22 protein-coding genes and 1 tRNA gene are annotated in these 21,688 nt (G+C 71.4%); 10 read left to right on the top strand and 13 right to left on the bottom strand.

Annotated elements, in window-relative coordinates; all coding sequences use genetic code 11:
- Positions 1-42 precede the first annotated feature (42 nt).
- The 3 genes from AC3WRT_RS00185 (at position 43) to AC3WRT_RS00175 (ending at position 2,841) form a co-directional block, all read left to right on the top strand.
- Positions 43-408 (top strand): hypothetical protein, encoded by a 366-nt coding sequence (locus AC3WRT_RS00185; protein ID WP_492717700.1) that lies wholly within the window; start codon positions 43-45, stop codon positions 406-408.
- Positions 409-535: 127 nt separating this feature from the next.
- A complete protein-coding gene (locus AC3WRT_RS00180; RefSeq protein ID WP_492717698.1) occupies positions 536-2,236 on the top strand; it encodes an aminotransferase class V-fold PLP-dependent enzyme in 1,701 nt (566 codons plus the stop codon).
- A gap of 41 nt (positions 2,237-2,277) precedes the next feature.
- Positions 2,278-2,841 (top strand): DUF1990 domain-containing protein, encoded by a 564-nt coding sequence (locus tag AC3WRT_RS00175; RefSeq protein ID WP_492717696.1) that lies wholly within the window; start codon positions 2,278-2,280, stop codon positions 2,839-2,841.
- Positions 2,842-2,893: 52 nt separating this feature from the next.
- Here the strand turns inward: AC3WRT_RS00175 and AC3WRT_RS00170 are convergent, their stop codons facing one another.
- Complete coding sequence (locus tag AC3WRT_RS00170) at positions 2,894-3,427, bottom strand: hypothetical protein (RefSeq protein ID WP_492717694.1); 534 nt, start codon at positions 3,425-3,427, stop codon at positions 2,894-2,896.
- Between the two features lie 158 nt (positions 3,428-3,585).
- Positions 3,586-4,515, bottom strand: a complete 930-nt coding sequence (locus tag AC3WRT_RS00165; protein ID WP_492717692.1) for an alpha/beta hydrolase — start codon at positions 4,513-4,515, stop codon at positions 3,586-3,588.
- 338 nt (positions 4,516-4,853) lie between these two features.
- Here AC3WRT_RS00165 and AC3WRT_RS00160 point away from each other — a divergent pair, with 338 nt between their 5' ends.
- Entirely contained in the window at positions 4,854-5,042 is a 189-nt protein-coding gene (locus tag AC3WRT_RS00160) for a hypothetical protein (protein ID WP_492717689.1), read from the top strand.
- Between the two features lie 102 nt (positions 5,043-5,144).
- Here AC3WRT_RS00160 and AC3WRT_RS00155 read toward each other — a convergent pair.
- Positions 5,145-5,218, bottom strand: a tRNA-Met gene (locus tag AC3WRT_RS00155).
- A 155-nt stretch (positions 5,219-5,373) separates the two neighbouring features.
- Positions 5,374-8,400 (bottom strand): UPF0182 family membrane protein, encoded by a 3,027-nt coding sequence (locus AC3WRT_RS00150; RefSeq protein ID WP_492717686.1) that lies wholly within the window; start codon positions 8,398-8,400, stop codon positions 5,374-5,376.
- 260 nt (positions 8,401-8,660) lie between these two features.
- On the opposite strand from AC3WRT_RS00150, the gene AC3WRT_RS00145 reads away from it, so the two are divergent.
- Positions 8,661-9,191, top strand: a complete 531-nt coding sequence (locus AC3WRT_RS00145) for a PPA1309 family protein (RefSeq protein WP_492717683.1) — start codon at positions 8,661-8,663, stop codon at positions 9,189-9,191.
- Positions 9,192-9,235: 44 nt separating this feature from the next.
- On the opposite strand, the gene AC3WRT_RS00140 is transcribed toward AC3WRT_RS00145, so the two are convergent.
- Entirely contained in the window at positions 9,236-10,372 is a 1,137-nt protein-coding gene (locus AC3WRT_RS00140; protein ID WP_492717680.1) for a YlbL family protein, read from the bottom strand.
- Entirely contained in the window at positions 10,369-10,833 is a 465-nt protein-coding gene (locus AC3WRT_RS00135) for a molybdenum cofactor biosynthesis protein MoaE (RefSeq protein WP_492717678.1), read from the bottom strand. Before AC3WRT_RS00135 ends, AC3WRT_RS00140 begins: the two co-directional genes overlap by 4 nt.
- Before the next feature lie 154 nt (positions 10,834-10,987).
- Here AC3WRT_RS00135 and AC3WRT_RS00130 point away from each other — a divergent pair, with 154 nt between their 5' ends.
- Together AC3WRT_RS00130 and AC3WRT_RS00125 are read left to right on the top strand one after the other, a co-directional pair.
- Entirely contained in the window at positions 10,988-12,763 is a 1,776-nt protein-coding gene (locus tag AC3WRT_RS00130) for a zinc-dependent metalloprotease (protein ID WP_492717676.1), read from the top strand.
- A complete protein-coding gene (locus AC3WRT_RS00125; protein WP_492717673.1) occupies positions 12,760-13,356 on the top strand; it encodes an NUDIX hydrolase in 597 nt (198 codons plus the stop codon). Before AC3WRT_RS00130 ends, AC3WRT_RS00125 begins: the two co-directional genes overlap by 4 nt.
- Before the next feature lie 72 nt (positions 13,357-13,428).
- Here AC3WRT_RS00125 and AC3WRT_RS00120 read toward each other — a convergent pair whose 3' ends face one another.
- The gene (locus AC3WRT_RS00120; protein WP_492717672.1) at positions 13,429-13,980 is read right to left on the bottom strand and encodes a M48 family metallopeptidase; all 552 of its coding nucleotides are present in this window, start codon (positions 13,978-13,980) and stop codon (positions 13,429-13,431) included.
- A gap of 200 nt (positions 13,981-14,180) precedes the next feature.
- Here AC3WRT_RS00120 and AC3WRT_RS00115 point away from each other — a divergent pair, with 200 nt between their 5' ends.
- The 3 genes from AC3WRT_RS00115 (at position 14,181) to AC3WRT_RS00105 (ending at position 17,100) form a co-directional block, all read left to right on the top strand.
- Positions 14,181-14,342, top strand: a complete 162-nt coding sequence (locus tag AC3WRT_RS00115) for a DUF5679 domain-containing protein (RefSeq protein ID WP_020143053.1) — start codon at positions 14,181-14,183, stop codon at positions 14,340-14,342.
- A 199-nt stretch (positions 14,343-14,541) separates the two neighbouring features.
- Complete coding sequence (locus tag AC3WRT_RS00110) at positions 14,542-15,504, top strand: hypothetical protein (protein ID WP_492717668.1); 963 nt, start codon at positions 14,542-14,544, stop codon at positions 15,502-15,504.
- A gap of 267 nt (positions 15,505-15,771) precedes the next feature.
- Positions 15,772-17,100: an ABC1 kinase family protein gene (locus AC3WRT_RS00105; protein WP_492717666.1), complete on the top strand. Its 1,329-nt coding sequence runs from the start codon at positions 15,772-15,774 to the stop codon at positions 17,098-17,100.
- A 24-nt stretch (positions 17,101-17,124) separates the two neighbouring features.
- Here the strand turns inward: AC3WRT_RS00105 and AC3WRT_RS00100 are convergent, their stop codons facing one another.
- The 6 genes from AC3WRT_RS00100 to ppk2 form a co-directional block, all read right to left on the bottom strand.
- Positions 17,125-17,331 (bottom strand): hypothetical protein, encoded by a 207-nt coding sequence (locus tag AC3WRT_RS00100; protein WP_492717664.1) that lies wholly within the window; start codon positions 17,329-17,331, stop codon positions 17,125-17,127.
- Positions 17,332-17,517: 186 nt separating this feature from the next.
- Positions 17,518-17,652, bottom strand: coding sequence for a hypothetical protein (locus AC3WRT_RS00095; protein ID WP_492717661.1), 135 nt, complete (start codon positions 17,650-17,652; stop codon positions 17,518-17,520).
- Positions 17,653-17,726: 74 nt separating this feature from the next.
- On the bottom strand, positions 17,727-18,014 hold the full coding sequence (locus AC3WRT_RS00090) for a WhiB family transcriptional regulator (protein WP_492717659.1): 288 nt from the start codon (positions 18,012-18,014) through the stop codon (positions 17,727-17,729).
- A gap of 286 nt (positions 18,015-18,300) precedes the next feature.
- Positions 18,301-18,591, bottom strand: a complete 291-nt coding sequence (locus tag AC3WRT_RS00085) for a hypothetical protein (RefSeq protein ID WP_492717657.1) — start codon at positions 18,589-18,591, stop codon at positions 18,301-18,303.
- Between the two features lie 116 nt (positions 18,592-18,707).
- Positions 18,708-20,822, bottom strand: a complete 2,115-nt coding sequence (locus tag AC3WRT_RS00080) for an ATP-dependent DNA helicase UvrD2 (protein ID WP_492718404.1) — start codon at positions 20,820-20,822, stop codon at positions 18,708-18,710.
- A 23-nt stretch (positions 20,823-20,845) separates the two neighbouring features.
- Positions 20,846-21,685, bottom strand: a complete 840-nt coding sequence (ppk2, locus tag AC3WRT_RS00075; protein WP_492717655.1) for a polyphosphate kinase 2 — start codon at positions 21,683-21,685, stop codon at positions 20,846-20,848.
- Positions 21,686-21,688 lie beyond the last annotated feature (3 nt).

Here is a 21,688-nt window from a genome sequence, read left to right as displayed (position 1 = left end):
GGCGTCGCCCCCCTCAACGCCCCACCCGGCAGGAGCCGCCCCGTGACCGACGTGCCCTCCGACGGCTCGCGCCGACAGGCAGCCCCCGTCCCGACGATCAAGCGCTTGCGCTGGGTGCTCCTGGCGGTGTTCGCCTTTCTGGTGTTTCGTGCGCTGACGAGCGATGCCGGCACCCGGGACATCACGACCGGTCAGTGCGTCACCGCCGTCGCAGGCGACGACGTACGGGCTGTGGGCTGCGACGACGCCTCCGCGCTGGGCAAGGTGGTGCACGTCGAGCGCAACGCCTTCACCGACGACGCGTCGGTGCGCCGGTTGTGCGCGAGCCATGGCTCGACCCGCGCCGTCACCAGTGCCGACTCCTCCGGGGGCACGGGGACCGTGATCTGCATCGTCGACTCCAGGTAGCGGCCGCCGGCGCCGGCCCGGTTCGGTCACCGCGGGCTCGGAGAGGAGGTATGCCGGGTCATGACGACTTCGGTAACGGTGCGTTATGCTCTTTGCAGATAGCATCACTGATCGCTATGTTGGATGCATGGGTGCAGCATCGCAGGACGACCTGCTGGCCACGATCCGTGCGAGCGTCATCGGCGAGGACCAGGTCATGCACGGGCCGTACGGCCCCCGCCGCGTCACGTACGCCGACTACACCGCCTCCGGTCGCGGCCTCAGCTTCATCGAGGACTTCATCCGCGAGGAGGTGCTCCCCCGCTACGCCAACACGCACACAGAGAGCTCCGGTACCGGCCTGCAGACGACCCGGCTGCGCGAGGACGCCCGACGCACCATCCGTGACGCGGTCGGCGGTGACGACGAGACCGTGGTGGTCTTCGCCGGGTCCGGCTGCACCGGCGCCATCGACAAGCTCGTCGGCATCCTCGGGCTGCGCATCCCGTCGAACTTCGAGGACCATTGGCACGCAAGCGATCTCGTGCCTGCCGGTGAGCGGCCGGTCATCTTCATCGGGCCCTACGAGCACCACTCCAACGAGGTGATGTGGCGCGAGTGCGTCGCGGACGTCGTCGTGATCCCGCAGGACCTCGACGGCCACGTCGACATCGAGGTGCTGCGCCGGCGCCTCATCGAGCACGCCGACCGTCCGCTGCTCATCGGCTCCTTCTCCGCCGCGAGCAACGTGACCGGCATCGTGACCGACGCGGACGCCATCTCCTCCCTCCTGCACGAGCACGGCGCACTGGCGTTCTGGGACTACGCCGCGGCGGCGCCCTATGTCGACATCGAGATGTACGGCCGCGGCGGCCGCGGCGTGGCAGAGCCCACGGCATACAAGGACGCCGTCTTCCTCAGCCCGCACAAGTTCATCGGCGGGCCCAGCACTCCCGGAGTCCTCGTCGTGCGTCGCGAGCTCATGGCCAACCGGGTGCCCGACGTGCCCGGCGGCGGCACCGTCGCCTACGTCAACCCCGACTCGCACGACTACCTGACCGACCCCGCCCATCGCGAGGAGGGCGGCACCCCGGCGATCATCGAGGCCATCCGGGCAGGGCTTGTCTTCAAGCTCAAGCAGGCCGTCGGCGTGGCGACGATCCGCGCCCGGGAGGACTACTTCCTCCAACGCGCGGTGCAGGCCTGGCGCGGCGAGCCGGCCATCGAGATCCTGGGCAACCTTCAGGCCGAGCGTCTCTCGATCGTCTCCTTCGTCGTGCGCGCGCATCGCGAGCGCTACCTGCACCACAACTTCGTCGTCGCCGTCCTCAACGACCTCTTCGGCATCCAGGCCCGTGGCGGCTGCTCCTGCGCCGGTCCCTACGGCCACTACCTGCTGGGCATCGACCTCGAGCGGTCCCATGCGTTCGAGCGGGAGATCGGGCGCGGGTGCGAGGGGATCAAGCCGGGATGGGTGCGGGTCAACTTCAACTACTTCATCTCCGACACCGTCGCCGACTACGTCATCGAGGCCGTCCGGATCGTCGCCCGCGACGGGTGGCGTCTGCTCGGCGACTACCACTTCGAGCCCGCGACGGGCCTCTGGCGCCACCGGAACGGCCCGGTCGAGCCGCCCCTGCGCCTGCACCAGGTGAGCTTCGAGCCCGATGGGCTCAGCTACCCCGCCCAGCTCGACCGCGCCGGCGAGGGCGCGCTGGCGGGCTACCTCGACGAAGCGCGCAGGTTGCTTGCCGCTGCGACGCCCGAGCGCTCTGAGGAGCCCCACGTCAACGTCGACTTCGACCACCTGCGGTGGTTCGAGCTGCCCGTACGCAGCCTCTCGGGTTGAGCTGGGCTGAGCGGCAGCTTGAACGGGGCATGCTGGGGTCCATGGACCAGCATCCCCTTCTCACCGGTGCCCGGCTCGCTGAGCTGACAGGTGCCGCGTTGACCTATCCCGAGGTCGGCGCGACGGTGCGAGCCGGGGATCTTCCCGCGGGCTACCACCACCTGCGCCGGGATCTCGGCGTGGGGCAGGGCGCGGGGTGCTTCCACCGCGCGACCGAGGCGCTCCTGAGCTGGAGCGTGCACCGCGGCGCCGGCCTCCGGGTCGCCCCGTCGAGCCCTCGAGCGGCTGCGGACGTCGTCGCCGACCTGCGCCTCGGGCTCGGACCGCTCGGCCTCCGGGCCCCCGTACGCGTCGTCGACGTCGTCGAGGGGCCGCGCAGTCGCGGCTTCGCCTACGGCACCCTCCCCGGTCACCCGGAGACGGGAGAGGAGTCCTTCGTCGTCACGATCGACGAGGTCGGGGCCGTGACGTTCACCGTGCAGGCCTTCTCACGCCCGGGGTCGCTCCTGACGCGGGCTGTCGGCCCGGCGGGCCGGTGGGCGCAGCGCGGGATGACCCGCCGCTACGCGCGCTCCCTCCACCGGCTCGTTCGAGACTGCGCCTGACACCGACGCCAACGGGCCGGGCGGGGGCGCCCACTGCATACGCCCCTGCGGGTCAGTGCAGGAGCGTCTTGGCCAGGACCATGACGAGGCCGAGCAAGGCGGCCGCGAACGACTCACCTGCGGCGCTCCTGCGGCCGGCGCCGACGTAGCGTGCGGCGAGGTAGCCGACGGCGCCGAGCTCGAGGACGGTGAGCCACAGGGCGAGGTCGACGGCCAGCTCCGTTCCGGCGCCGAGGAGCGAGGCCACGGCGGCGACCACGAGAGCCGGGGCGCCCCCGACCAGCACCCGCGACTCGTGCCGCGCCGCCGTCAGCACCCGGCGCGGAAGCGGAGACCGCCCGTGGAGGAACTGGTCGGCGAAGGCGCGCACGTAGACGTCAGCGAGCCAGTAGACGCCGAGGACGAAGACAGTGGCCACGATGACGCGGGCGGTGGAGGGCGCGTGGTTGCCCGTCGCGCTCATGACCGCGCCGGTGATGATGGCGCCATAGAGCAGTCCTGACGGGTTGCTTCGTGCGATGCGGCGGGACAAACGACCGACGCGCGTCGCCATGAAGGCGCTGGGTCCACCGGCCTCCGCGCTCACCTCCACCTCCCCGGAGCAGGGTGCCACCGGACGCGGCACTCCGACCTCCAAGACTGCCGCACCCTTGCCATCGGTGTCATCCGATCAACACCGGCTCTGGCAGCAGACTTGACGAGCGCACGTGGCGGCTGGAGCGACCGCCGCTGGCCCCGGATGCCTCAGGGCAGGACCGGTGGTCTGGGTACGCCGCCGCTCCCGGTAGGTGAGGCGACGGTCGAGCCATGGCCGGTCGCGATCTGTGCGATCGCGTGCAGTGAACCCGTGCCGGCGACGAGGTAGCCGTTGTGCCCGTCGGCGGCGTCGACCGGCAGTGGCTTCGCGCCGAAGCCGGGGGCGGTGGGGTCGGCGGCGTGGCCGAAACCGTCGACGCGGGTGTGGGGGACCATCCCGATCGGGTCGTCGGGGGCGATGCCGGCCCACACGGTCGCTGGCGTGTGCAGGTCGGACCGGCTCCACACGTCCATCCCCGGCGAACCGATGACGACGAGGGCCGGGATGTGCAGGTGTGGTGCGGCGTGGGCACAGACCACCGAGCCGTAGCTGTGGCACACCACGCTGACCCTTGCCGACCGCGAGAGGTGGTCGACGAACGCGGCCAGCCGAGGGGCGCCTTCGACGGCGCGGTCCGAGCGAGCGGCGTCGGCGTCGAGTCCGGCCGGCGCGTCGTAGTCGACCCACACCACCACCGCGGCCGGCGTGCGGGGAGCCGACCGCTCCATCTCGGCGAGAAGGGTGCGAGCCTGCACGGCCGGATGTCGGCGTCCCGCACCATGTTCATCACTGAGCAGCGGGCCCGTCCAGCCCACGCCGGGGACGATGACGGCGATGTTGCGCGCTCGGCGCACGTCGCCGAACGCCTCGACGAGGCGACCCTGCCCGTGCGAGTCGGCGCTGAGCACGGTGGCCGCCGGCCCGGCGACGTACACCGCAGCCCCGTCGCTGATCGACTGGCCGACGGCGGGCGCGGCTCCGACGAGCAGGGTCGCGATGGTGACGGCGGCGAGGGCGAGCCGGTCGCGGAGCCTCCCCTGTGAGGGCCGGCGGCCCGCTGCGGCGGGTCGCCGGTCACGGTGAGGTCGTGATTTCACTCAGCATCCTTGTCGTCGGTCCGGAAAGCGCAGGCCCCAGTGTGGCCAACCAGGCTGTGAGCCCCTTGGGGTGCCGGTGGGATCTCCGTGCCGCGCCTACCCGCCCTGTGGAGGAGATGCCGGCGATCGTCTGCTCGGGTTCGAGTGGATCGACCTCGCAGGTACGTCCTCGACCGGGTGACGCTGCTCGACCACGGCGAGAGTCACGATTATCGCGGCGACGACGACCTGCGCGACGTACGCGGGCTTCGAACGTCAGCCCGGATCCACCGACGATGGCGGACAGCGCAACCAGCTGCGGTGGGGGACGTCGTCCAGCAGGTCGCGCGGTGCCAGGTTTGCGCGACGAGGGATGCCCCGCCGAACAGGAGAAGGTTCGTCGTGATGTCGGACGGCGCGACGGGGTTGACGATGACGCGCGCGTAGCCGGCCGGGCGGTCGAGGCTGATGCGAGCGCCCAGGATCCCGAAGCGCTGGCCACCCTCGTCAGCGACACCCTGCTGCACGGCGTGGGACCGCGCCGCTGAGCTCCGGCCCGGCATGGCATCGGTGAAGTACGGGCATTGTGCCGGGGAACGGCGAAAGCCCCTCAGGCGAACCTGAGGGGCTTTCGACTGCACACGCGTTCGTAGCGGGGGCAGGATTTGAACCTGCGACCTCCGGGTTATGAGCCCGGCGAGCTACCGAGCTGCTCCACCCCGCGTCGGCAAGAGCAACGTTACGCGAAACCTCACGCAGGACCAAATCGAGCGACCTGCCTACTCGGACAGGACCGGTCAAAGAGGGTGCAAACAGGGAAACGACCTGTGCCAGCACGCGATTCGCGCACTGCCACAGGTCGTCTCCAGCATCTCCTGCTCAGGGAGCCTTGGTGGGCACCGACTGCGGAGAGGCGTCGGCGGCCCGCTTGAGGGCGTCCTTCAGCTTGGACTGTGCCTCGCCGTAGGCCGCGAAGTCACCGCGCTTGAGCGCTGCCTCGCCCTCGACATATGCCGACTGCGCATCCTTGAGCGCCTTGGAGAGCGCAGCCGCGTCGGGCGCCCCGGCGGGAGGAGGCGTCGTCGTGGCCGACGGGCTCGGCGTGGCGGTGCTGCCCGGCGTGGGAGTCGGGGTGGGCACCGGGGTCGGTGTGGTCCCGTTGTCGCCCGCCTGTGCTCCCGAGGAGCCACCGAAGAGGTCGTTGAGTGCCCCGTCGAGCGAGCCGGCCCAAGCGATCTTGTCGCCGAAGGCCACGGCGACGGCCGAGAGCCGGGGGTAGGTACCCGACCCGCTCGAGCGGGCCTGGACGTAGATCGGCTGGACGTAGAGCAGTCCGCCGCCGACCGGCAAGGTCAGCTGGTTGCCGAAGATGACGCTGGCGCCCGTGGACGAGGTCGTCGAGATGAACTGTGCCAGCGTCAGCTGCCGACCCAGGGAGGCGTCGTTGGAGGTGACGGTCGAGGTGCGCATGTCGTTGAAGACCTGACCCGGCCCGTTGACGGACCCGCCCGTCGTCTCGAGCAGCCGCATCTTGCCGTAGTTCTCGGACTTCTTGCCGTCCTGCGAACCGGCGTCGCCGTCGACCGCGAGGAACCCGGACAGGACGTTGCGGTCACCGGTGGGCATGAACGTGGACGTCAGCGAGAAGGCAGGGCTGCTCTGGCCCGGCATGGCGAGCGAGAGGTAGTACGGCGGTTGGAGCAGCGCGTTGGTGGACTGCGTCGGGTCGTCCGGGATCTGCCAGAAGTTCTGACCGCCGTAGAAGGAGGACGCCGCAGTGTCGTGGTAGCGCTTGAGCAGCTCGCGCTGCACCTTGAAGAGGTCCTCCGGGTAGCGCAGGTGCGACATGAGTGACCCCTTGATGGCGCTGAGTGGCTGGACGGTGCCGGGGAAGATCGACATCCACGCCTTGAGCACCGGGTCGTTCTCGTCCCACTGGTAGAGCGAGACCGTGCCGTCGTAGGCGTCGACCGTCGCCTTGACCGAGTTGCGCACGTAGTTCACCTGGCCGGCCTGCACGGCGCGCACGGAGGTACGCGTGCTCGTCACGGAGTCCTCCGTGGCCTGGTCCAGCGTGGTCGTCTGCGAGTAGGGGTAGTCCGCCGACGTCGTGTAACCGTCGAGGATCCACACCACCCGCCCGTCGACCACGGCGGGATAGGCGTTGCCGTCGAGCGTCAGCCACGGCGCGACCCGCTGCACGCGCTCCCGAGGGGTGCGGTGGTCGAGCACGCGCGAGTCGTTGGTCACGGCGTCGGAGAGCAGGAAGTTGATCTCGCGGTACTTCACGGCATAGGCGAGACGCTTGACGGCGTCGAGCTGGACGCCGCCCTTGCCCTCGTACGTGTAGTTGATCTGCCCGGTGCCCTTCGGGTCCGGGTAGTCGAACTCCTGCTTGTTGCCACCCACGACGGAGTACTCCGGCGAGCTCTCACCGAAGTAGATGCGCGGTTCGTACTTGCCGAGCGCACCCTCCGTCCCGATCTGCGACTCGAAGAACGTGGGGCGACCGTCGCTCTCTCGGGTGTTGCCCTTGGCCGCCACGACGCCGTAGCCGTGGGTGTAGACGGTGTGGTCGTTGAGCCAGTTGCGCTGGGCCTCGGGCACCCCCCGCAGGTCGAGCTCGCGGGCGGCGATGACGGTGTCCTGGGACTTGCTGTCTATCTGGTAGCGGTCGACGTCGAGGACGTCCGCGAACTGGTAGTAGCCCTTGCTCGCCTCGAGCTGCTTGAAGGTCGGGCCCACGACGTTGGGGTCGATCAGGCGGATGCCTGGCACCGTGGCTGCGTCGCCGCGCAGCTGCCCCGGCGCCGCCACCGTCTTGGTGTCGTAGGAGGAGGGCATGATCTTGTCGAAGCCGTATGCCGCCCGTGTCGCGTTGATGTTGCGCTGGATGTACGGGATCTCGAGGGACTTCTCGGACGGGACGACCTTGAGCGACTGCACCAGCGCCGGGTAGATGCCACCCACGGCGACGACGATGACCGCCAGGACCGCGACGCCGACGAGTGGCAGGCGCCAGGATCGTGTCCAGATGGTGGTGAGAAAGAGGATCGCGCACATGACGGCCGCGACGGCGAGGATGCCCTTGGTCGGGATGATGGCGTGCGACTCGGTGTACTGGATGCCGGTGATCTTCGTCGACTGGGCGGTGGCCAGGTTGTATCGGTCGACCCAGAAGGCGACGGCGCGCACGAGCACGAGGGCCGCGGCGATCACCGAGAGATGCACCCGGGCGGACTGGGTGGAGCGCATCTTGTTGCCGACGACGATGCCGCCGTAGAGGTAGTGCGTGAACGCGGCCGTGATGAAGCCGATGACGAGGATCATCGTCAGGAACGCCACGACGAAGTTGATCCACGGCAGGTCGAAGACGAAGAAGCCGATGTCGAGGCTGAACTCGGCGTCCTTGGAGTTGAAGGGGCTGCCGTTGCGCCAGAGCAGGAAGGTGTCCCACTGGGTGGCAGCCGACAGGCCGGCGAAGAGGCCGACGGCCAGCGGCGCCGCGATCGTCGCGGTACGCCGCATCGGCTCCACGAGCTGGCGGTAGTGCTCCATCGCCTGGGTGTCCGGCGACGGGGCGTAGATGGGCCGGTTGCGGTAGGCGAAGTGGATGCTGGACCAGACCATCGCGGCCGTCAGCAGGCCGCCGAGCAGGCCCAGCAGGATCTTGGTGACGATCTGGGTGGTGAAGACGCCGGCGAAGCCGACCGACTGGTACCAGAGCACCTCGGTCCAGAACTGTGCGGCGATCGCGATGACCACGAGGAGGGCCGCGGCCACGACGAGAGAGGTCACCAGTGGCCGCCGAGTCGGCGGCAGGGCCGCACCTTCGGGACGCCGGGGCGTGCCGGAGTCGTCGTCGTTGAAGTTGCCCGGCGGTGGGCCGAAGTTGCTGTCGCTCACGTGGAGTGCCTTGCATGCTGGGGCGGGCAGGTGGTCGGGCGGACCCGGGACGGCCCCCTGGAGCCGTCTGCGGCAACCATAACCCGGCGCCGCGCGAGTACCCCGGAGTGCGGCAGCAACGTGACCGGCACGATACAAGGGCCGCCAGGGCTGCGGACGGGACCGCTGTGGACGGGCTGTGTCCGGGCCAGGACGCCGGCGGGCCCGGGGGGCGTCCGACCGGCACGGACGGCGGCGACGGCATACGGCAGCATGGGGTCGTGACCTCGCAGCCTGTCATCGACCCCCTCGCCATCGCCGCGCTCGATACCGAGCGCCATGTCGCGGCCTCCGGCTGGGACCAGCCGGCCCGCCTCTTCGCGCTCGTGCGCACGGCCGACCTGCTCGAGCGCGAGCCGCAGCTGCGTCAGCAGATGGGTCCGTCCGACCTGGCCGACGGCGCCCTCACCGCGATCGAGCAGGAGGGTCTGCCCACGACGAGCTCGCTCGAGACGCTGCTCGGGCGGCTCGCCTGGCCCGACGAGGTCGACGGCTGCGCTTTCGCCATCGAACGGATGGTCGTGCCGCCCGAGGCCGAACGTGACCTCCCCTCGCACGGTGAGGACGCGGTGGACCAGCTGGCCGCGCACCCCGACCGCAAGGACGTGCGGCTCGTCGTGGCGGTCCTGCGCGACGGGTCCTCGATCTGCCTGCTCCGGCAGCGTGACCACGACTCCGACGACGCGGTGGCCACGGGCAAGGACATCGCGCCGGGTCTCGTGGAGGCACTGAAGGCGACCTTCGAGGACTGACGGGGTTGCCGTCGCGGTCGACGTGACGGTCGACGGCCCGAGCGTCAGCAGCGCGGCAGCGAGCCGGTCCGCCCCTTGGCGATGGCCTCGACGGCCGTGCGCGCCTGGTCGAAGGTGCCGACCTTGAAGACGTCGAGCCCGTCGGGCACGTGCCCGACCACCTCGTCGCAGTTGCCCGCGGGCGCCAGGAAGTACTGGGCCCCGTCGGAGCGCGCGCCCGCCAGCTTCTGCCGGATGCCCCCGATGGGGCCCACGGTCCCCTCGTCGTCGATGGTGCCGGTGCCGGCGATCTGACGGCCCCCTGCGAGCGGTCCGGGGGTCAGCTTGTCGTAGATGCCGAGCGAGAACATAAGTCCGGCCGAGGGTCCTCCGATGGAGCCGGCATCGACGGTGACCTTGGCCGGGAAGTCGTGGTCGAGGCCGAGCAGGACCCCAAGCGCCGTGCGGCCCCCCTGTCCCGTGATGGTCGGGACCTGCACGGTCTGCTCCTTGCCCTTGCGGGTCACCGTCATGGAGACGCCGTCACCGGGCGAGGCCTTCTGGAGGGCGTCGCGCACCGTCTGGGTCGTCGTGATGGCGACGTCGCCGATGCGCTCGAGCCGGTCGCCGACCTGCAGCAGACCCTTGGCCTTGGACGTGTCGGTGATGCCCGCGATGGCCACGTGGGTCGGGACGTCCTTGCCGATGGCGCGCAGGGCCACGGCGGTCGCCTCCTCCTGCGAGCCCTCCATCTGGATGGCGTTCTCCTCCGCCACCTGCTCCTGGGTGACCTGCGGGTCGAAGACCTGGTCGACCGGGAGGACGTCACGGGCCGGGTCGACCCAGGCCTGCAGGACGTCCCACGCGTCGACCGGATAGCCCGGCCCCCCCTCGACCCGGACGGTCGTGAACCGCAGGGCACCGTCGGTCGGGTAGGTGGGCAGCCCCGAGACGGCGATGATCGGCGCCTTCTTGTCACCCGAGCTGCCCAGGGTGTCCTGGGTGGGACCGGGGCTCATCACGGCATACGGCAGGTGGACGACCGAGCCGACGACCATGACGGCGAGGAAGAGGAAGAACAGCGCTAGGACGAGCTTGTTGCCCCGGCTCAACCTGCCGCGCTGATCGGCCTCCAGCACGTCGGCGCGCGTCGGCAGGTCGGTATCGGCGGGCTGCTCCGGCACGCGCTTGATCGTCCTCATGGAAGGCCGACCCACTCGTCGGCGCCGTCGGCGAACCTCTGGTGCTTCCAGATCGGGACCGTAGCCTTGAACTCGTCGATGAGCTCGCGGCAGACGTCGAAGGCCTCGCCGCGGTGCTCGGCGCTCACCCCGACGACGACGGCGAGATCGCCCACCTCGAGGTGGCCGACCCGGTGCACGACGGCGAGCCGCACGGCTCGGCCGTCGGCCGCGAGCCGGTCGGCGAGGGCGCGCGCCGCCTCGACCGCCTGCGGGTGGGCGGAGTAGTCGAGGGCGGTGACCGTAGGGTCGGATCCCGGCTCGGCGTCGTGAGCGCCGTCCTGAGCCCCGTGGGCGCCGTCGTGGTCACGGACGGTCCCCACGAAGAGGCACACCCCGCCGGCCCGGGCCGAGGACACGCTGGCGAGCACTTCGTCCACCGACAGGGGCGTCTCGCGGATCTCGGCAAGGGTGACAGTCACGACGGCAATCGTATGCCGCTCCGCCGGCCCCCGTGTCCCGTCGGCCGAGCGCCTCGGACCGCAGGGGCAGGGAACCAACCGGAGCGATCCGTGGTTGTCTTGGTATGCGGCCATCCGGCCGCAGAGGAAATCGTTCGAGTGGGGATGAGCAGTCATGGCCGACGACCGTGGACGCGGTGACGACACGAGCGGCGACCGGGACGACGAGCCCGGCGACGACCAGGACGAGACCGGTCAGGAAGGCACGCGCGGCAAGGATGTCGGGGAGAGCGGATCCGGGCGCGACCCCGGTGACTCCCCGTTCGGGCTGCCGCTGAACCGCCCCTCGGCCGGCTCCCCCGGGAGCGGCTCCGGCCCGGCGGGCTTCGGTGCCGGATTCGGCGGGGGCGTCGGCCCGGGCGCTGGTGGCGGGCTCGGTGGGGGCTTTCCCGGCCTGCCCGATCTCGGCGGCATGGACCCCTCCGACCTCGGGGCCATGCTCGAGAAGGTCCTCGGCGAGGCCGCCGACAACCCCGAGCTCGCCGAGGCGATGCGCAGCATGGGCGTCGACCCCCAGGACCCGGCGACCCAGGCCGCGATGCGCGCCCAGCTGGGCACCTTCATGGCCGCCCAGCAGTCGCCCACGGGTTCGCGTGACCTGGCCACCGAGGTCGCCCGCCGGCACGTGATGACCGTCGAGGGAAACGACGTCCACGACGATGCGGCCACCCGGGAGGTGGCCGATGCCGTCGCGGTCGCCACGCTGTGGCTCGACGAGCAGACGACGCTCGCTCCGCCGGCCTGGCGGGCCACCGGCCTCAGCCGCGCAGAGTGGGTCGAGGCAACGATGCCGCGCTGGTTCGAGCTCATCGAGCCGGTCTCCGACGGCGTCACGGCCGCGACGTCCGACGCCATGCGCAAGCAGGTCAGCGAGCTCGGGCCTGAGGCACTGGGCGACGCCCTGCCGGAGGGGCTCCCGGAGGGCTTCGACCCCTCCCAGATGATCGAGCAGTGGGCGCCCATGCTGGGCAACCTCAGCCGCCAGATGTTCGCCGCCCAGCTGGGTCAGGCCGTCGGCACCCTCGCGACCGAGGTCGTCAGCGGCACCGAGGTCGGCCTGCCCCTCACCGAGCCCGGCGTCGTCGCCCTCCTGCCCGGCAACGTCGCCCAGCTCGCCGAGTCGCTCGAGATCGACGTCGCGCAGGTCCGCCTCTACCTCGCCGTCCGCGAGGCGGCGCGCGTCCGCCTCTTCGCCGAAGTGCCGTGGCTCGGCCCCCAGCTGCTGTCGGCGGTCTCCGACTATGCCCGCAACATCACCATCGACACCGACGCCATCGAGTCCGCCCTCTCGACGATCGACCCATCGGACCCGGAGGCGCTGCGCTCGGCCCTGCAGGGCAACCTGTTCCGGCCGCAGCCGACGCCCGCTCAACGCGCGGCCCTCGACCGCCTCGAGACGCTCCTGGCCCTGGCCGAGGGCTGGGTCGACCACGTCACGGACCGCACCACCGCGAGGCACCTGCCGCAGTCGGCGGCGCTGGCCGAGACGATCCGCCGCCGCCGCGTCGGAGGCGCTGCGCAGAAGACCTTCGCCGGCCTCGTCGGGCTCGAGCTGCGCCCGCGGCGGCTGCGCGACGCGGCCAACCTCTGGGCTGCCCTCGAGAGCACCGGCGGCGCGACCCTGCGCGACGGCCGCTGGGCGCACCCTGACCTCGTCCCGACGTCGGCCGACCTCGACGACCTGATCGGCTTCGTCGAGCGCGCCACCGGCGACGCGCCGACAAAGAACCCCGCCGCGGGTGTCGGAGCGGCCGACGCCCCGGGCGACGGGCTGGGCGCGGACCTCGACTCGGTGCTGCAGGACATCCTCGAGCAGGCCGACCGGGAGCGTGGTGGCTCGGGCGACGCCCCGGGTGACGACTCCGACGGCGGCACGGAACCCCCCCGGTGACGGCGGCCTCCCCCGCCGGCACCCAGGCACCGGAGGCCGCCCACTGGCGGCGGCTGCACACCGACGCCGTGCGCCGCCTCGAGGCGTGGACGGCCCCGGACGAGGAACAGGAAGGGCTGCGCCTCGACTTCCTCGAGCACCTGGGTGCCCACCCCGACGCCATGAGCAAGGCCGGGCCGCCGTCGCACCTCACCGGCAGCGTCATCGTGCTGGACGAGGATGGTGGATCGGCGTTGCTGACCCTGCACCGGCGCGCCCGCGAGTGGTTCCAGCTCGGCGGCCACTTCGAGCCCGGCGACCCCTCGGTGTGGCACGCTGCGACCCGAGAGGCTCGTGAGGAGTCCGGCATACCGGACATCTCGGCGCTGCCGGAGATCGTCCAGCTCGATCGACACGTCCTGGCCGGCGCCTTCGGGACATGCCGGGAGCACCTCGACGTCCGCTTCGCGGCTGTGGTACCGCGGACGGCCCGGGCTGCCGTCAGCGAGGAGTCGCTCGACGTGCGCTGGTGGCCCGTGGACGCCCTTCCCGAGGGCACGCGTGACGAGCTGCGCCCGCTCGTCCAAGCGGCTCTGCGGCTGCACCGTTGCTGAGCGTCACGGGCCACCACGGGCGCCGACACGGCATACGTGCTCGTATGCCCTGAGCGCCCCGCCGGCGTGGGCTCAGTCGTCGCTGAGCTCGAGCCCGGCTGCCGCGGACACGCCCTGGAGGTAGCCCCGCGCGCGCTCCAGGCGAGGGTAGCTGCTGAGCAGCCGCCAGAAGTCGGGTCCGTGACCGGGCTGCAGCAGGTGGGCGAGCTCATGGAGCAGGACGTAGTCGACAACCCAGGCCGGCATGCCACGAAGCTTGTCCGACAAGCGAATCGAGCCCTCCGCTGGGGTGCACGAACCCCATCGGGAGTTCTGGTTGGACACCCAGCGCACGCTCGCGGGCACGGCCCGGCCGCCGAGGTGCTCACGCGAAAGGGCGAGGGCTCGCTGCTCGAGGTCGCCGTCGGTGCGCTGGCGCCGCTGCTCGGAGGCGGCCACGCGCGCGACCATGGTGCGCACCCACTCCCCCTCCTCGGCCCGGCTCATCCGCGCCGGCACGAGGACGACGAGGCGCCCCTCCTGGCGGTAGGCCGACACGGTGCGGCGACGGTTGGCGCTGCGGCGGACCTCGACGGTGACGCCGTCGACCACCGTCTGCACCACCTCACGCCGAACCGTCGTCATGAGGGCAGGGTAGGCCAGGGCGGGGACAACGGGTCGCAGCACGCCGAGGACACGACACGCCGAGCCTGGCGCCCGCGCGTCCTACCGCACGCCGCAGGGGCGCGCCAAGCGGGGATGAGCACGACTTCGTGCTCAGCGTGCCTTAGGGTTGAACGAGTCGAGGTGCCCGTCGGATGGGTGCCGTCTACAAGGAGACACCAATGGCTGACGAGACCTACAAGGGCGAGTTCTACTGCGTGAAGTGCAAGGAGAAGCGCGAGGCCGAGGGCAAGGTTGTCGTTTCCGACAACGGTCGCCGCATGGCCAAGGGACAGTGCCCCGTCTGTGGCACCAACCTGAACCGCATTCTGGGCAAGGCCTGACCGGGTCGCGGCGGCGTCGCTGACGCCGCAGTCGAGGGGGCGGGACCTCACGGTCCCGCCCCCTCGTGCGTCCGGGCACCGCCACCCCCGGCGCTGGTTGTCGGGGCTGTGGACGACGCCCGCGCGCCCGGCGGTACGGGTGCCAGCCTGACGACCGAGGGTGGCGGCCGCTGATGGCGCCACCGGGTCCGGAGGTCTGATGTCCCCTGCAACCGTCCCACCCCATCCGTGCGTCCCGGTCTGGCTGCGGCCCCTGATGCGACGACGCGGCGAGGTCCAGTTCGGCGTGCTCCCCGGAGGTCCCGTGGTCACCGGGGTCAGTGACGCCGAGGCCGCCCTGCTCGGCCGCCTCGACGGGTCCCTGCCGCTCGCCTCCACGGACCGGCTGGCCGCCGAGTCGGGCATCGGCCCGGAGCGCTGGCGGGCCCTGCTCGAGCTGGCCAGCAGCCTCGGGCTCCTCACCGACCGCGGCCCGTACCACCGCACGAGGCACCCGACAGCACGACGCCGTGTCGTCGTCGACGGCTGCGGTGACCTCGCATCCCGGCTGGCAGAGGCCCTCGGCCAGAGCGGACTGACCGTCGTGCACGGCCGCGTGGCCGTCGACCGCGCCGTGGCGGCGCCGCACCACCCCAGGCCTGACCTTGTCGTGCTGGTCGGCTCCCCCGTGGTCGACCCCCGGCGCGGCGACGTCTGGCTCCGTCACGGCGTCGCGCACCTGCCCGTGGCGTCCGCCGGACCACGCACCACCGTCGGCCCGCTCGTCGACGGCTCCCCCGGCGCCCCCTGTCTCTGGTGCCTCGACCGGCACCGAACCGACCGCGACGCGGCCTGGCCCACCGTGATGAGCCAGGCCGCTCCGGGCCGGCCCCTCGCGCTGGCCGGCCCACCCGAGGGCGTCCACGATCCGATCCCGCCCGGGGCGACCCACATCGTCGTCGGCACCGTCTCGCTTCTCGTGAGCGGGGTGCTCGAGGGTCACTCACCTCCTCCCGGCGTCTCCGTCGAGGTGAGCCTGCCTTGGCCGCGGATGGACCACCGGCGCTGGCCCACGCACCCGCTGTGCCCCGAGCATGCTCGGGGAGCCCTTCCTGCTCGGCACCCGGAAGAGGCGCTGGACGCCGACCCTCGCGTGCGGGGTGAACTTCCCCGCGGCGCGTGAGAGGGGCGTCAGGCGTCGCGGAGACCGTGGCAGCAGGGTGCGCCGGAAGGTGCAAGGCTGGACAGATGGGCGGTGACACCGCCGCCGGCGGGTACACATAGAGTCGAGGACGGACGGCCACCGACGACGGGCCACCGGCCACCGCTGCACTACGGCCGCTTCCCGCATCCACGGCCGACCCGGCACGATCGCAGAGATCGCCAGACCGCCGGCCCCACCGCCACACCGCCACACCGCCACACCGCCACACCGCCCGAGGAGGTGCACATGACCGACCTGCCACGCAAGGCCGTCGTCCGTTCGGCCAAGCTCGCCTCCGTGCCGCTGGGGTTCGCCGGGCGCACCGCCCTGGGTCTCGGCAAGCGCCTCGGCGGGCGCCCCGCCGAGATCGTCACCGCGGAGCTGCAGGCGCGCACCGCACAGCAGCTCTTCCAGGTGCTCGGCGAGCTCAAGGGCGGGGCGATGAAGTTCGGCCAGGCCCTGTCGATCTTCGAGGCCGCGCTGCCGGAGGAGCTCGCGGTCCACTACCGGGCCATGCTCACCAAGCTGCAGGACAGCGCTCCCCCCATGCCGACCAGCTCAGTCCACGGCGTGCTGCGCACCCAGCTCGGCACCAGGTGGCGCAGCAAGTTCGAGAGCTTCGACGACCACCCGGTGGCCTCCGCCTCAATCGGCCAGGTGCACCGCGCCGTCTGGAAGGACGGCCGCGACGTCGCCGTCAAGGTGCAGTACCCCGGTGCAGGCGCCGCCCTGATGAGCGACATCCGCCAGATCAGCCGGGTCGCCAAGGTCGCCGGCAGCTGGGTCCCGGGCATCGAGCTCGGGCCGATCCTCGACGAGCTTCGCGACCGGATGGCCGAGGAGCTCGACTACCGGCTCGAGGCCGAGTCGCAGGCGACGTTCGCGGCGGCTTTCGAGGACGACCCCGACTTCGCGGTGCCCCAGGTCGTGGAGGGCCGCGAGCACGTCATCGTCTCCGAGTGGCTCGACGGGCTCCCCCTGTCGCAGATCATCTCCGGCGGCACCCAGGAGCAGCGCGACACCGCATCCCAGCTCTACCTGCGCTTCCTCCTGGCCGGGCCGGCCCGCGCCGGCCTGCTGCACGCCGACCCTCACCCCGGCAACTTCCGCATCACGCCCGACGGGCGCCTCGGCGTCATCGACTTCGGCGCCGTCAACCGCCTGCCCGAGGGCATGCCGCCGGAGATCGGTCCCCTGTTGACGACCGGCCTCGAGGGCAGCGCCGAGGACGTTCTCGAGGGGCTGCGGGGCATCGGCTTCGTCAAGCCGAACATCGACCTCGACCCGCATCGGCTCCTCGACTACCTCGAGCCGTTCATGGCGCCGTTCCGCGACGACACCTTCACCTTCAGCCGGGACTGGCTGCGTGGGGTCTTCGCCCACATCAACGACCCCCGACAGCCGAACTACGCCGTCGCCTACAAGCTCAACCTGCCACGGGAGTACCTCCTGATCCACCGGGTCTGGGGTGGAGGCATCGGGGTGCTCAGCCAGCTCGGCGGCACCGTGCACGGCCGCGCCATCGTCGACGAGCTGTTGCCCGGGGCCGACCTGCCCCCCGTGGGCGACGACTGACGGGTCCTCGCGTCCGGCGCTGGGTCACCACCAGGCGGGGTCCAGCTTGCCCTCGATGGACCGGGCGTTCTCTCGGCTGCACCGCTCGCAGGTCCACGTCGTGCGGCCGCCCTCGGTGCTGCGGCTCCACGTCATACGGGCCGCGGGCTGCTCGGGCACGGAGGGGGTCGCCCCACACGTGGCGCAGACCAGCGGCTGCCCGGGTGGTTCGGCGTCGCTGGCGGTGTCCACGGCGTTCTCCTTGTCCTCACCGGCAGTATCCACCCGTGCGGTTATCACGGCAGCAGGTCAGGGAGGCGAACCCTCAGGGGTGGGTGACTCGCACCGAGACATGAGGAACCGCGGGTGACGTGCGCGTCACCCGCGGCTCGCTCACTCGATTCAGTTGTCCTGCAACGCGCCTCGTGGCGCGGTCGTTCACTTCTCGCTGTGGCGTCGACTGGCGCGGATCTCCTGGGCGATCAGCCGGGCGCTGCGGCGAATGCCGTTGCGGTCCTGACGCTGACTGCGCTGGTTGATCCGGTCGCGAGCCAGCATCTCGAGCTGGTTCATGACGATCTCCTGGTCTGTGAAATGGGTTGTCGTTGTTGGCCGTTGGCGTCTGGGTCATGCGTGGTCACGCAGGTTCAGGCAGCCACGGGATGCTTGCGCGGCCGGCCACGCGGCCGCTTGCGAGCGACCACGGCGCCCTGAACGAGCAGCTGCCCGCCCCAGACGCCCCATGGCTCCTGGCGCTCGAGGGCGCCGGCGAGGCACTGGACGCGCGCGGGGCAGAGCCCGCAGAGCGTCTTCGCGAACTCGACGTCCTCGGGCCGCTCGGCGAACCAGAGCTCCGCGTCGTAGTCGCGGCACGGAATGGTCTCGCCGACCTGTTCGGCTTCCTCTCTCAGGTCGAGCAGTTCACTCAGCTGCATCGTTCTCACCTCCGTCTCCTGGGCGCCCGTGGTGGGGCGCCCCTGCTCACTCGTGTCTGGTCTGGTCCGAAGACCGGCACCGGTGGTGCGCGTCTCGGTCCTGCTGCTCGGCATCCGGGGAGTCATCTGTGTCCCTGATCGGTCAGGCACCCGGTCGGGTGCTCGTCTGGCGGTGTCGGTGGTGCGTGTGGAGCGGCGATCGGCCGGGAGACTCCCCGGAGAAACACGAAGGCCGCGGACCCGGTGATGTCGGGTTCGCGGCCTGGAGGTGAGGCTTCGGGTCTGGTCAGACCGGTGGCCTCCCAGAGCGGGAGCGAACGACATCGATGGGCTTGTAGGCGGGGGCGAACGTGAGGCCGGCGACCGAGACGTCTCCCTGGATCGGGGACCGGAAGTCGGCGAGGCGGCCGCCCATGGGGGCGCCGGCGGACACAGTGGTCCCCTGCTCCGGAGCGTGGGTCGCCGCGAGGCGGACCTCGCCGGTGGTCGGCCGCAGACGCACGGAAAGGACGCAGGAGACTGCGTTCATCGTCATCGTGGTGTTGTCCATCAGGCCGACCTCCTCACTTCTGCTCACGGGTCCCAGCTGGCCACCGAGACCACTGGGCTTGACTTCGTCAAGGGTACAAGTGGCGCTCGCGGGCGAACAACTGATTTAACGAACTTTTCCCAACTTCTTTTCAGCAAGACCGATCAACCGGCGGATTCCTTTGCGGGAGAGTCGCTTTCGATAAGATCTTGTGGGTTTGCGCCGGCCAGGATGGCGAGGACGTCGCCGCCGTACTGCTCGAGCTTGCGCGCGCCGACCCCGCTGATGACCGAGAGCCCACCCTCGTCGGTCGGGGCGCTCTCGGCGATCGCCGTCAGCGTCGCGTCCGTGAACACGACGTATGCCGGCACGCTGGCCTCGCGCGCGACGGCCAGCCGCCACGTGCGCAGTCGCTCGAACGTCGCCTCGTCGTAGGTGGGTGGGCAGTCGTCGCACCGGCCCGTCTTGCGCTGCGCGGCGGAGACCAGCTCGGCCCCGCATCCACGGCAGTGCGCGACCCGCGCGACCTTGGGGACGGCCCGCTTGGACCCGCCGGCGCGGGCCTCGCTGCGGGCGCCCTGACCAAGGATGTCGGCCGCCGGTGCGAGGAAACGCGAGACGCGTCGAGTCGCTCGCGCCCCGGGAGTGCGGGCGCCGGACCAGGAGATGAGCAGCTGCTTGCGGGCTCGGGTCAGACCGACGTAGAGCAAGCGCCGCTCCTCCTCGATGGCATCGGGCCCCTCCGCCATCGAGATCGGCATGAGCCCGTCGGAGGCACCGACGAGGAAGACGGTGTCCCACTCGAGGCCCTTGGCCGCGTGCAGGCTGGCCAGCGTCACGCCCTGGACCGCCGGGGCGTGCTGCTCAGCCGCGCGCCGGTCCAGCTCGGCGACGAGCTCGGGGAGGCGGGCTTCGGGAGCGGCAACCGCGATGTCGTCGGCGAGGGTCGCGAGCGCGGTCAGAGACTCCCAGCGCTCGCGCGTGGCCCCGCTGCCCGACGGTGGCTCGTGCGACCACCCGGCTCCGGTGATGACGTCGCGGGCGATCTCGCCCAGCGGCTTGTCACCGTCGTCGCTGCGGGCCGCTCCGCGCAGCAGCAGGATCGCGTCGCGCACCTCCTTGCGGGCGAAGAAGCGGTCACCACCGCGCACGAGGTAGGGCACGCCGACGTCGGTCAGTGCCGACTCGAACGCCTCGGACTGGGCATTCGTCCGGAAGAGGATCGCCATCTCTGCGGCGGGGTGGCCGCCGGCCACGAGGGCACGGATGCGCTCGGCGACGGCCGCCGCCTCGGCGGGGTCGTCGGGGTGGCTCGTCAGCTCCGGCGCCGGACCGGGCTCGCCCTGGGCACGCAGGCGCACCGCGCCGTCGCGCGCGGCCTGCGTGCCCGAGGCGACGATCGTGTTGGCGAGGGCGACGATCTGGGGGGTGGAGCGGTAGTTGCGGACGAGCCGAACCACCTGGGCGCCGGGGAAGCGCTGGGGGAAGCCGATGAGGTGTCGCGGGCTGGCCCCGGTGAACGAGTAGATCGTCTGCGCCGGGTCGCCGACGACGCAGAGGTCCTTGCGCTCCCCGAGCCACTGGTCGAGCAGCCGCTGCTGCAGGTCGTTGACGTCCTGGTACTCGTCGACGACGAACTGGCGGTACTGGCCGCGCACCGTGCGGGCGATGTCCTCGCGCTCGTCGAGGATGCCGACGGTGAGCAGCAGGACGTCCTCGAAGTCGATGACCCCGCGACGCTGCTTGACCTCCTCGTAGGCCTCGAAGAGGCGAGCCATGGCCGTGAGGTCGAGGCCCGGGGGCTCGCGGCGCTGCTCGCGGGCGCGGGCGGCATACGACTGCGGGGTGAGCAGGTTGACCTTGGCCCACTCGATCTCGGCGGCGAGGTCGCGCACCGTGGTGCGGTCGAACTGCAGCCGCAGCCGGCTGGCCGCCTCGGCGACGGCGGCCGCCTTGTGGCTCATGACCTCAGGGGCGGCGCCCCCGATGGCCTGCGGCCAGAAGAAGTGCAGCTGGCGCAGGGCGGCGGCGTGGAAGGTGCGGGCCTGCACGCCCTGCACCCCGAGTCCGCGCAGGCGCGTGCGCATCTCGCCGGCGGCGCGCGCCGTGAAGGTCAGCGCGAGCACGCGCTGCGGCTGCTGCGCGCCGGAGTGCACGGCATACGCGATGCGATGCGTGATGGCCCGGGTCTTGCCGGTGCCGGCACCCGCGAGGATGCAGAGCGGCCCCGGCGGGGCGAGCGCGACCTCACGCTGCTCCGGGTCGAGACCGTCGAGGATCTGGTCGGCGGACGGTACTGCGCTCAGGAGCGATCACCCTTCGAGGTGGCCAGCACGCTCGAGGCGTGGTCGGGCACGTAGTTCTGCTCGTGCTGCGGCGGGCGTTCGTAACCGCGCGGAGCCGGGCGATTGGGGATGGGCGGCACGTCGGGGGCCACCTCGGCGTGCGGGATGGTGCTGAGCAGGTGGTGCATGACGTTGACCCGCGAGCGGCGCTTGTCCTCGGACTCGACGACGAACCACGGCGCCCAGTCGGTGCTCGTCGCGGCCATCATGATGTCCTTGGCCTCGGAGTAGTCCTCCCACCGGGTGATCGACTCGAGGTCCATCGGCGAGAGCTTCCACTGGCGCATGGGGTCCTTGGCTCGGCTGCGGAAGCGGCGCTCCTGCTCGACGTCGGACACACTGAACCAGTACTTGCGCAAGATGACGCCGTCGTCGAGCAGCATCTGCTCGAAGACCGGCGCCTGCTCCAGGAAGCGGTCGTACTGCTCGTCGGTGCAGAAGCCCATGACTCGCTCGACGCCCGCCCGGTTGTACCAGGACCGGTCGAACAGCACGATCTCGCCAGCCGCGGGCAGGTGGGCGACATAGCGCTGGAAGTACCACTGCGTCTTCTCGCGGTCGGTCGGCGCGGGCAGGGCGGCGATGCGGGCGACGCGCGGGCTGAGGTACTCGGTGATCCGCTTGATCGCGGACCCCTTGCCGGCCGCGTCGCGCCCCTCGAAGACGACGACGACCCGCTGGCCCGTGGCGCGCACCCACTCCTGGAAGGCGACGAGCTCGGCCTGCAGACGACGGACCTCGGCGTCGTAGACCTCGAGGTCCATCTTCGGGGGTCGTTTTGCGCCGTGCTTGGCCATGGG

It is taken from the genome of Terrabacter sp. FW104-15G4B (assembly GCF_058790095.1).
This window is presented reverse-complemented; position numbering and strand designations above follow the sequence as displayed.

Coding starts and splice junctions, on each gene's coding strand:
- AC3WRT_RS00180 (WP_492717698.1), top strand. CDS start 536: ATGGGTGCAGCATCGCAGGACGACCTGCTGGCCACGATCCGTGCGAGC.
- AC3WRT_RS00175 (WP_492717696.1), top strand. CDS start 2,278: ATGGACCAGCATCCCCTTCTCACCGGTGCCCGGCTCGCTGAGCTGACA.
- AC3WRT_RS00140 (WP_492717680.1), bottom strand. CDS start 10,372: ATGAGGACGATCAAGCGCGTGCCGGAGCAGCCCGCCGATACCGACCTG.
- AC3WRT_RS00130 (WP_492717676.1), top strand. CDS start 10,988: ATGGCCGACGACCGTGGACGCGGTGACGACACGAGCGGCGACCGGGAC.
- AC3WRT_RS00120 (WP_492717672.1), bottom strand. CDS start 13,980: ATGACGACGGTTCGGCGTGAGGTGGTGCAGACGGTGGTCGACGGCGTC.
- AC3WRT_RS00115 (WP_020143053.1), top strand. CDS start 14,181: ATGGCTGACGAGACCTACAAGGGCGAGTTCTACTGCGTGAAGTGCAAG.
- AC3WRT_RS00110 (WP_492717668.1), top strand. CDS start 14,542: ATGTCCCCTGCAACCGTCCCACCCCATCCGTGCGTCCCGGTCTGGCTG.
- AC3WRT_RS00105 (WP_492717666.1), top strand. CDS start 15,772: ATGACCGACCTGCCACGCAAGGCCGTCGTCCGTTCGGCCAAGCTCGCC.
- AC3WRT_RS00095 (WP_492717661.1), bottom strand. CDS start 17,652: ATGAACCAGCTCGAGATGCTGGCTCGCGACCGGATCAACCAGCGCAGT.
- AC3WRT_RS00090 (WP_492717659.1), bottom strand. CDS start 18,014: ATGCAGCTGAGTGAACTGCTCGACCTGAGAGAGGAAGCCGAACAGGTC.
- ppk2 (WP_492717655.1), bottom strand. CDS start 21,685: ATGGCCAAGCACGGCGCAAAACGACCCCCGAAGATGGACCTCGAGGTC.